At 41.2% G+C, this 11,707-nt stretch carries 5 protein-coding genes; 1 reads left to right on the top strand and 4 read right to left on the bottom strand.

All coding sequences use genetic code 11. From position 1 onward, the window contains the following. Positions 1-70: 70 nt before the first annotated feature. The 3 genes from R3E32_06885 to R3E32_06895 form a co-directional block, all read right to left on the bottom strand. Entirely contained in the window at positions 71-5,986 is a 5,916-nt protein-coding gene (locus R3E32_06885) for a gliding motility-associated C-terminal domain-containing protein (GenBank protein ID MEZ4884451.1), read from the bottom strand. 26 nt (positions 5,987-6,012) lie between these two features. Beyond that, entirely contained in the window at positions 6,013-7,926 is a 1,914-nt protein-coding gene (locus R3E32_06890; GenBank protein ID MEZ4884452.1) for a RecQ family ATP-dependent DNA helicase, read from the bottom strand. Positions 7,927-8,044: 118 nt separating this feature from the next. Beyond that, complete coding sequence (locus R3E32_06895; GenBank protein MEZ4884453.1) at positions 8,045-8,527, bottom strand: hypothetical protein; 483 nt, start codon at positions 8,525-8,527, stop codon at positions 8,045-8,047. Positions 8,528-9,098: 571 nt separating this feature from the next. Between R3E32_06895 and R3E32_06900 the strand changes: the two genes are divergently transcribed. Next, a complete protein-coding gene (locus tag R3E32_06900) occupies positions 9,099-9,521 on the top strand; it encodes a hypothetical protein (protein MEZ4884454.1) in 423 nt (140 codons plus the stop codon). 130 nt (positions 9,522-9,651) lie between these two features. Here the strand turns inward: R3E32_06900 and R3E32_06905 are convergent, their stop codons facing one another. Then, entirely contained in the window at positions 9,652-11,658 is a 2,007-nt protein-coding gene (locus tag R3E32_06905) for a heavy metal translocating P-type ATPase (GenBank protein ID MEZ4884455.1), read from the bottom strand. Between the last annotated feature and the right edge of the window lie 49 nt (positions 11,659-11,707).

The following is an 11,707-nucleotide window of genomic DNA, read 5'->3' on the forward strand; positions in this document are numbered from 1 at the left end:
GTAAGTGTGATTATTCCTTTGTTTTTTTGATTATCTATTTTACAAGCCGCTAACACTCCAATACTTTCTTTTACCAAATCAGAGTCACATTCCCTCGTTTCAATTGAGGCTTACCTCCTTCAAACTGGTATTGAAGCACATACGCATATACACCAATTTCACCCACTTTATTTTTGTAGCTACCATCCCAAGCATTGTTGATGTCTGAACTTTGAAAAACCTGCTCACCCCAACGGTTGTAAATCAGGAGTGAAAAACTTTCCAATCGGGTATTGCTCACTGCCCTAAATTCATCGTTCACCCCATCTCCATTTGGAGAAAAAGCATTGGGGAAAATCAGCAATGAATTAGTTGGTTCGGGCGCATTGACGGTGACGTTGATGGTCAAAGGAAGAATACAATCTTCCTCACTTTCAACAACAAGTGTATTCGTTCCAGCCGTATTTGCAGTGAAAATAGGATTGGCGCAATCGGTACAACTTAAATCAGGATGTGCCGACCAAACAAAAGAATCATTGCCACCCGTAACCTCCAACTGAGTCGTTTCACCCAAGTTTAAGCTGGTCGCCCCTTCAAAGTTCAATTCACCTAATTCGGTAATCAGCACCTCTACCGAATCCGTATAAACAGCACCACAACTATTTGTCGCCGTTAGAAATAGATAGAAATTATTGCTATTATCTGTTGGAGAAAAAGAAGCAAGCAAATCCAGTGGATTGTTGAAATTCCCGTCAATATTTGTTGACCATTCAAACGAATTGGGTGAACCTGATAAGGTGACTCCGTTGAGAGAAATGAGGTCGTTTCGGCAAATGCTGATGGGTGAACCTGCATCTACCTCAAGGTTATCTTCAATGATGTTGATGGTAAATGTTGAAGTGTTTGGACAATTTCCATTCGTTTGATATTCAATGGTATATTCTTCGCCAATACTCAAATCTATCAAATTAATTTCGCCTGTTACTGGATTGATAGGAAAACTACCTGAAGAGCTAAAAGTACCGTTTGGAGTAGCGACAGTGGGTAGAGGATTTACCTCGTTTAAGCAATAACTCACACTCGGATAACTGAAACTGGCATCGTCTAATGGATTCATACTAAGCGTAAAAGCTAATCGACTGGCACTTTTACAACTGTCTGGCAAAGTCATAGCACCCGCATAATAAGTGCCTTCTTCCATTGCAGTAAAAATAGGTGAGTTTTCCAAAATCGGTGTACCTCCAACTGCTACATTGTACCAATTCACAATGCTTCCATTAGGTACTTGCGCTTCAAAAACTTGAACATTGACTTCACCTTCACAAACGTTTAATTCTGTGTCCGAAACCGCAATAGGTGCTTCAACTGTTGGACAAGTTGGATCTGGGCAATCGTAACCGATACTTACCTCTTCTTCAAAGCAATTGTTGGTATTGGAAACCGTCCAAATCGCAGTACCAGAGTCTCCTCCTTCTATGCTTGTCGGTACGCTTACGGCTTCAATAGTGTAAATATCGCAAGCAATCGTAAGCATAGGAACCATGCACTCATCGCTGGTAAGTGTCAGTAAATCAATATCAAAATCGGGGAAAATAGAAATATTGATAACTCTACTATCAAAAATTGCATTGGGGTTTTGACTGCAATAAAGTCGCAATTCGTAGCTAAAAATTTGTGCATCGCAACCTGTCACAGTTTCATTTATGGTCAAAGCTGTACCAGTCATAGTGCTGCCATCAGGCAAGAGCCATTCGACTCTATCCAGTTGATTGTTAGGGTCATCAATGACTGGAGTTAGGTTAACTTCTTCTCCACTACATGCGGTTAATGGGCCATTGATGGTGCTGATAATCGGACAATCACTACTTGTACAATTGTAGCCGTACTCAATCATTCCCGCACAATCAAACAAACCTTGGGCATCTGCATCATCATTTGCCAATATAAAACTTGCTGTACCACTTCCCAAAGGCAAATCAAATATACCTTCAACTAACTCATCCTCATCCGTATAAACGCTGAAATTAGGGCATGGTGGCTGTGGAAAAATTTGAACTGAACAACCGCTATTACCTGTTACAATGGTCGCACTTTGGGGAAAGGGGTAAAATATGATGGTCGCTGTATCGGTGTCAAAAGGCTCTACAGGATTGATAACACAATAAGTATGAGCAATGTATTGAACGGTTACTGGGTTGCAACCTGTCACCGTTTCCGATACAAGTAGTGTTTTGTCGTTGCTCAATACGTTGCCGTCCAAATCTGTCCACTCTCCTCTCAAATAATTGGAAATATCATCGTGTAAAAACGAAAGGTTGATTTCTGAACCTGAGCAGATGTGCAAAGGATTGGGAATATTGAGGTTGTTTATATTTGGACATTCTTCAATGTCAAATGGATTCACGGTATAGTTAAAAGCCGTTGGTTCACTTTCACAACCATTGATGGTTTCCGTAACGTATATGATAAAATTTCCAACCATTTCGCTTAGAAGTTGATAGGTCAATCCAGTATGAACCAATTCCCCTGCATCATTGTACCAATTGAGAGTACCTCCTCCACTCGAAATTCCTTCTACAATAAAATATTGATTTTGAACAATAAATGTACTAAATGGCAATGTTTGTGGTGGGTCGGGGCTGGGGATTTCTTCTAAGACCACAGAAATCCGATTTTCGCTAGCACAACCTTCTGGTGAAACCGCTTCGAGCCAATAAGTGCCTGCTATTGAAGGTGTAAAATTGATACCTACTGCAATGGGTTCAGTGTCCGTTTGGTTGATGTACCAGTTGTAAGTATCTGTACCATTGTCAACTGCGCTAAAAGTAGGAATGCTTGTCCCTTCGCAAAAAGTGAGGTTGTTCGCAACTGCCGTTGGATTGGCAGGAGGCGGACAAAAACAGGTAAACGTGCCATTCACTTCAATTTCATCACAATTTCCCGAATCATCAACGGTCAAACTATAAGCTTCGCCGTCATTGACGTTCAAGGTGTAAATACTACCAGCTATTTCATTGCCATCTACTATGTAAGGCGCAAAACCTCCTGATAACAAAAGCGATACATTGTATGTGAGATTGTCTGCTGCACAAATAAGTTCTGTGTTTACCTCCAATGGGTCTGCAAAAAAAATGCTCACTTCGTCTTCGTCAAAACACGCATTGGCGTTAGGGTCAATGTGCGCCCAAACAAAAATGTATGTACCACCTTCATTGACACTTACATTGGATTGTGGATTGTTTTCATCATCAAAAATTGCCATTGCAAAGGCAGAAGGCGTGCTGGCAACAGACCAAAAACCAGCTTCTGAACTGACTGCACTCAAGGAAGTGCTTAGACTGCAAAAAGCGGCATCTGTACCTGCTGTGTCGTCATTTGATTGAAGGATTAGGATTTCTGAGCTTACCGCATCTTCAGTACAAGGTGCTTGAGCAGCAACGGTATAAGTGACTTCATATTGACCTGCCGTAAGTCCATTGAAGCTAAAAAAACCAGTATTGTCGATGGCATTGGGTGCATCTATGCTGCTCCATACACCGTTTGGATTGGTTTGTACCAATTCAAACAAATTGAAGCCCGTGTCTGTGATGCAAAAATTATTAGACGGAGGATTTGTGGCCACTACTGGTGGTGCAATGATGCTGATGTTAGCAGTTTGGACAGCATTGGGACAGTCTGCGATGGCATCTACAACCGTATAGGTAATGGTGAAACTCCCAGACAAACCTGTTGGATTCAAGGAACTTCCAGTGAGTGTGCCTATTGGAGCAGAAGTTGTCCATACACCTCCACTGTTGCCTGTAACTAAAGTGTTCAAATCGAGCGTGTTGTTCGCTTCGCCACACAGGTCGGAGGGAATATTGAAACTGGCATCCGCTGTGCAATTGAGTTGGCAATCAATCACTTCAACAGTTTGGCTGCTCGATAAAATACCACAAGGCGCACCTGCATCAATGGAGTAGGTTAGCGTATAAGTTGCTTCTGGTAGTCCGTTGGCATTGAAGGTATTGACGCTTATGGGATTGAAGCCATTGACGACTGGGCTATACGTCCAAGTTCCGCCATTATCTCCTGTCAATAAATCGTTTAGATTTAAGATTTGTATAAAACCATCCCCTTGATTGGTACATAATTGACTATTGAATGGAGGAATAGTTGAAACATCGGGGGCATTGTCCACTTCAATGTTCAATTGTACGCTTTCATCACAAATACCCAAGTTGGTTGTATAGGTAAGTGTTTGACTACCAAAACTGACATCAAATATATTTCCTAAAATCCCAACTCCTGTCCAATTACCGCTATCGGTATTGGGTGTTAGAAAAGCGGATAAATCTATCGCTGTCTCTGTACTGCAAACAGATAGGTTGTTTTGGGTAAGTGCTGCTGTTGGACTAGGATGCACAACAATCGTTAAGTTTTCTACATCCTGACAATTTCCATTGATGGCGGTAAAGGTAATCGTTTGAGTTCCTGCGCTCACGTCAAACTGACTGGTGGTAGAAGTAACACCTTGACCTGCCCAAATTCCGTTGGCAGAGTTGGCTGCTACATAAGCAGATAGATTGAGTATGCCGTCTGAAAAACATACTTCAACAAGATGGGTAAGGAGAATGGCGTTGGGAGTAGGCACAACCGTGATGCTTAGTGTGGCACTGTCGTCGCAAGTCCCTGGAGGAGTCGCAAAAGTCAAAGTTTGTGAACCTGCTGCGGTATTGAAGATGCCATTGCTGACACCCACACCTGTCCAAGCTCCAGAACTCGATGAAGGGGCGACAAATTGGCTCAAATTTAGTGGGCCATTGTTGGAACAAATAGTGACAGCGTTGGTCGTAAGTATGGCATCGGTGGCTTGGCTTACGACTATCACAAAGGTTTCGAGATCGTCACAAGTATCAAAACCTGTACTAAACGAAAGAGTTTTGGTGCCTGGGGTGGTGATGGTAAAAATCCCTGTAGCAGGATTGACCCCTGTTCCATTCCATGTTCCCGAATCAGAATTGGCAGCTACGTAGTTGTTTAGGTTGACGGTTCCTTGATCAGAACAGACGACTAAACTCTGTTGGGTTAGTATTACATCCAACCCTTCTTCAACAGAGATACTCAATGTGGCGCTGTCATCACAATCACCTACCCCTGTTGTAAATTCAAAAAAGTAATTGCCTGCACCAGATGCAGCAGGATTGAAGATGTTGGGTACATTCCAAGTACCAGGACTGGATGAAGGCGCAACATAATTATTCAGATTGATGGGGGCATCATTGTCACAAAGTTGAAGGCTGTTCGTTGTCAGCACAGCATTGGTTGAAGGATATACCGTGATGGTAAATGTCTTCACAGCTGGTTCACATCCGCTATTTGAAGGACATGAAGGAGGAAAGTTGGGTATCCATGGTGTGTAACTAATCACACCTTCCAATTCAGCGGCACAGGGACTGGTGTACAGCACATCATTGCAGCCACATACTGGGTTGGGAACGACTGGAGGTGTACACGAAGTAGGTTCGTCATTGTCGCAATAGGCAATAAAACTAACCACAATCTCTCCACTTAATCCACTGGGATTGAAAGTGGTATTATTGCTAATACCGGGTCCTTCCCAAAAGCCAGGAATGGTGTTGTTAGCAGCTTCAAAGGCTACCATATCCACACTGGGGTCATTTTGGCAAAGTTCTAAGGTGTTTTGGGTGAGAAATACTTCGGGTGAAGCTTCAACAGTGACGATAAAGTTTGTTGAAGGACTGCAAGGACCTTGATCTGTTGAAAATGTAATCGTATAATTTCCAGCAGATAATCCACTGGGATTGAAGATACCATCGGCGGTAATATACGGCCCTCCTGACCATGTGCCAGCAACTGCATTGAAGGTCGTTCGATTGTCCATATCAAATGGCGCATCACACTCAAAAAGTATGGTCTGCAAAAAACTGCCATCACATTGGGCATACAAAAAAGAAGGATTGAAGATAACAAGGAGTAAAAATAGGGGTAAAGGTTTTAGGTTCATTCTTTTGGTTTTTATTAAAACGTTCATCAACAAACAACTAACTTTTCTTCTTCTTCTTTGAGTTGTTCATTGTCCATCATCCATCGAACCACTTTAACGATTTCGTCCTGTTTATATTTTGTGGTTTGCTGTGCAACTTGTGACACCAATAAATCAAAAGGAAGGCTTTCGCTATTGAGCATTGTTTTGACTGTTTCGTTAATAGCTTCAAGGCGTTCTTCTTCTTGTTTCTGTTTTTTGACGCTGATACACACATCACAAACTCCGCATGTATCGCTGTCTAATTCTCCAAAATAACGTACTAGTTGCTGGCTTCGACACATTTCCTGATTGGTCACATATTTTACTACCATATTCACATTGCCGTGCTGTACTTGTCTTCTGAAATCTAACCGTTTTCGATCGATTGACAGTTGATCGGCAGGTGTGCGCTCACGCATAAAAGTCAGTTGGGGCTTATTGGTTTGTGGTACATAGTAAATCACTTTGTGGTCGTTGAGGTGGCTGAGAGCATTTTTGACATATTCATCAGAAGTACGCAAAACTTGCGCCAATTGCCTTTCATTGATGGGTCGAAAATGGTCGTAGAGTGTGCCACCATACAATCGAAGGAGGGCATCAAGATAGGGTTCTACCCGTCGATTGGCTACTTTGTATTTGTAAAAATCTTCTTTATTGAGGCGGATTACCACCCTTGAAGGCAAATATACTGCTTCACTTAGATGAATGTAACCATCTTGTTCTAAGATGCGGAGGGCATTGAAGGCTTGTATGGGTTTGATTTGAAATTTTTTGACAAATTCAATCATGTCAAAATCAAAACTTTGGTCTAAGCCTGCTCCAATAGCTATCTGAAAATGATTGCCGAGTGACTGATAGGTTTTGCGGATGATGTCGAGCGAAGGGTAGCGGTTTTCGAGTTGTTCGTCTAAGGAGAAAATATCGGATTTGTGGTAGAGCAGTGCCGCATACGATTTTTTGCCGTCCCGCCCTGCACGACCTGCTTCTTGATAGTAGGCTTCAAGGCTTTCCGGGAGGTCAATATGCACAACTACCCGCACATCGGGTTTATCAATCCCCATTCCAAAAGCATTGGTACATACAATAATTCTACGTTGGTTTTTGATCCATTTGTCTTGTTTATCGGAGCGTGTTTTGGCATCAAGACCTGCGTGGTAAAAGTCGGCACTGATGCCATTTTTTTGCAGAAAATAGGCAATGTCTTTGGTTTTCTTGCGACTGCGAACATAGACAATACCCGTACCAGGCACGTTTTGAAGGATTTGCAGTAGTTTTTTGGTTTTATCTTCTTCAAAAAAAACAGAGTAAGAGAGATTAGAGCGGGTGAAACTTTTTTCAAAAACATTACCTCCTCTAAAAGCCAATTTTTCTTGAATGTCTTTTTGAACTTGTTTAGTTGCCGTTGCCGTCAATGCCAATATAGGTATGTCAGGGAGCAGTTCTCGAATATCTGCAATTTGAAGATAAGGTGGGCGAAAATCATAACCCCATTGTGAAATACAGTGGGCTTCGTCAATGGCCAATAAACTGACATTGAGTTTGTCCAAACGGGCTTTGAAGAGTTCTGTTTGAAGGCGTTCGGGTGAAAGATAGAGGAATTTGGTATTGCCGTAGGCGCAATTATCGAGCGTTCGTTCGATTTCGGTTTTGGTCATACCTGAAAAAATGGCGGCGGCTGTAATATTGCGTTTTCGGAGGTTATATACTTGGTCTTTCATCAAGGCGATGAGTGGTGAAATAACCAAACATACGCCTTCTTGTACCAAAGCAGGTACTTGAAAACAGATGGATTTACCACCTCCTGTTGGCATCAGTGCAAGGGTATCATGTCCTTGTAAGACAGAGTTGATGATGTCTTCCTGCAAAGGGCGAAACTCAGAGTAGCCCCAGTATTTTTTCAGTATTTCGTTGATCGTCAATTTTTTGAAGGATTGAAAATAAAGAAAAATTGATTTATTGAAGGTTATTCAAACAATAAACTTCAAAAGCCTTGAGCCATTTCAGTACAACTCTATGTGAACTGAAAAGGTTTCTCAATTATTGACCATCACTACCCATAAATCCCTGGATGATGTTCTTCAATACACCAAATACTTTCAACAAGCCACTTTGTTTGTCTTTTGCACAGGTTGTCATATCGTCTTTTGTATTGCCAAAACTCCGCAATACTTCTTCAGTCATGCGCTCTTGATCACGATTGAGTTCTTCCAATTGTTCTACATTGAAGCGTTTGTGGAGATCTTCATATACGGGAGTTATCACACATTGGCACTTCAAGGCATCCATTTTTTCAGGGTCGCAGTGTTTGACCATCAATTCGTCAAGAGTATTATTTTTGAACATTTGCTCAAGTCCTGGCTCAACGACATCTTCGATGCTTCCTCCAAAAAAGTATAGATAACCAAACAATAGAAATGCTGCAAAAAGCAATACTTTGAGAATCGCTCCTGCAATTTTGGTGAATATCCAGAAAGCTGCAATGGCAGCTACGGCTAAGAGAATCATTTGTGTAGGCTCCATGGTAAATTAGAATTAAAATGTATGTAAAAATGAAAAGTAATAATAGAATGAGGAGTTTGACCTTGCAAAGTTAAACATTTTTAAAGCCAAAAAGTCCCTTCCTATGCTCAATAACCACTTTTTTGATTTATACAATTCTCAGCGTTTCTTTCTCTTTCCATTTATCTTCAATGGACTATTTCAAAAACTGTTTTTGTTTAATGTTTCACTATTTTTTTGGTACAATCTTGATAAATCAGTCAAAAAATTCTATATTGTAAGGTTGGATTACACCAATTTTTTCTCAATTCGGCTATATTTCTAAGGTTGGACAGTTCAGCAGACCTTGTAAGTCCGTAGGACTTAAATATTTATAGAACAAGTGAGTCAGCATTTCAGAACTCCATCCCGATTCACCATCGGGACAAGTTTCCGTTCAACTCCTAACGGAGTTGGCCTTACCTCTTTATTCTGCTTCTATAAATATTTGATTCCTAAAGGAATCTCCACAGTTCAAGCAATATAAGTATCTGTCTAACTTTAGACGGATAGCCCTCAATTCTTTATTTTATCACTCCTAAACACAAACACTATGGACTTCAAAAAATTAGCTATCAGTACACTCGTTGGAGGCCTTGTTTTCTTCTTTACTGGAGGAATTTTTTATGGCTTACTCCTCGCAGATTTTTTTCAATCACAATTAGGTCCTATTCAAGGACTCAATCGAGAAGAACCCATCTTATGGGCATTGGTTTTAGGGAATCTCTTCTCTGGGTTGTTGTTATCACTTATTTTTAGTCGCTGGGCAGGTATCAAAACAGCAGTCAGTGGCGCAAAGGCAGGAGCCATTATCTGCTTTTTAATGGCCTTATCGTATGACCTAGTATTTTATAGCATGACCAATATGACTACACTTATAGCTACATTGGTCGACCCATTTGTTTTTGCTTTAATGGGTGCTTTGGCAGGGGCTGCAATTGGCTGGATACTTGGCAGAGGTGAAATAGCGGGTTAATGAAAAATGAGAATTTAGTTGGATTCAATGACTTTTAAAACCAAAGGCAAGCGGTTTTCATTTACCAAAACAAAGACCACTTGCCTTTTATTAAATTCGTAGTCAATCATTTAAAATGTAAGCATTTCATTCACTTCCACTCCATCCCCTGCAATCGCACCGCATTCAAAATCGCCAACATTGCCACCCCTACATCTGCAAAAACGGCTGCCCACATTGTTGCCAAACCTACTGCTCCCATCACCAACACTATGGTTTTCACGCCAAAAGCAAGAAAAATATTTTGCCAAATAATGTACTGTGTAGATTTTGCAATTTGAATACCTGTCACAATTTTTGAAGGCTGATCGGTTTGAATGATGATGTCTGCCGTTTCGATTGCCACATCACTCCCCAATCCGCCCATCGCAATCCCGACATCACTGATTGCCAAAACAGGGGCATCATTGATACCATCACCTACAAACGCCACAACTTTTTTAGGGTCTTTTTTGATACGTTCTACCTCCTTCAATTTGTCTTCGGGCAACAATCCGCCTTTCGCCTCCTCAATCCCCAAGTCTTTGGCTATAAGCTGGGTAATCGAATTTTTGTCGCCAGAAAGCATCACCAAATGATTAATACCCGCTTTTTTTATTCGTTCAATGCTCTGTTTGGCATCCTCCTTCAATTCATCTGCAATGGTCAAATATCCCGCAAATTCACCATCCACAGCAAACAAAACCATACTCTCAACAATGTCATCCGTTTTTGAAGGAACAGCAATGTCAAATTGCTGCATCAATGCCTTATTTCCTACCAATAATTGTTTCCCATTTACTTTTCCCTTCAGTCCTTTCCCCGCAATTTCTTCAATATCAGTTGCCTCCAAAAACACACCATTGGAGGGATATTCCATTATCGCTTTAGCAATCGGATGTGTTGACTTCGCTTCAATAGCCATCAATAGATTCATAAAATCCTTCTCACTCCAAGTATTTTCTACTGCAATTTCTTTGATTTTGAAAACTCCTTTCGTCACCGTACCCGTTTTGTCCATCACCAAAGTATTCACCTTCGTCAATTGGTCGAGAAAAGTTGCGCCTTTGAAGAGTAAACCATTTTTGGAAGCGGCCCCCAAACCGCCAAAGTAACCCAAAGGAATCGAAATGACCAAAGCACAAGGACAAGAAATAACCAAAAAGACCAATGCCCGATACAGCCATTCACTGAACACATACTGCTCCACAAAAAAGTAGGGCAACAAACAAATAGCCATAGCCAAATAAGCTACAATTGGCGTATAAACCTTCGCCAATCGCCTGATTAACAATTCTGTTTTGGACTTACGAGCAGTAGCATTTTGCACCAATTCCAAAATCCGAGCAATCGAACTATCCTTGAACAATTTCTCTACTTTGAGGTCAATCACCCCTTCCAAATTAATAGACCCCGCCAACACTTGCTCACCATTTATTGCAGTTTGTGGCTTGCTTTCCCCTGTCAAAGCCGATGTATTCAATACCGCTTTTTCAGAAGTCAAGGTTCCATCCAAAGGTATTTTCTCCCCTACTTTTACCTGTATTTTTTCTCCAATCGCTACAGATTGAGGCAATACGTTTTCATAAGTGCCATTCCGCCAAACCGTTGCAGTTTTTGGACGCACATCCAACAAGGCTTTAATATTGCCCTTTGCTCGTCGTACAGCAGCTCCTTGAAACAATTCTCCTATTGCATAAAACAACATTACTGCCACACCTTCGGGATATTCTCCAATCGCAAAAGCTCCAATTGTTGCAATTGACATCAACGAAAACTCGGTAAATATTTCGCCACTTCGCCCTGCTTCAAAAGCTTCCTTCAACACAGGCCAACCCACAGGAATGTAGGCTATGGCGAACCACAACAACTTTATCCATCCTTCAAAAAACAAGACTTGTAGTAAATGCTCCATCGCTAAACCCAATACCAATAACACAAAACTGATGATGGCTGGTAGATAGACTTTCCATCCTGATGTTTGTGCATGGTTGTGATTGTGGTCATGTCCATCACCATCGGAATGTACTTCTTCTACAATAGGTTCTTCGTCATTGCAACAACCTGTTTTGCAGGAAGATTGATAAGGAATGACTGTATCTTTTGAAGTTTCTAACATGATATTCTTTTTAGTTATTTTTACAAATTTACCGAAAAATGGACGCAAT

The organism is Chitinophagales bacterium (assembly GCA_041392475.1).
GTDB lineage: Bacteria > Bacteroidota > Bacteroidia > Chitinophagales > UBA2359 > JAUHXA01.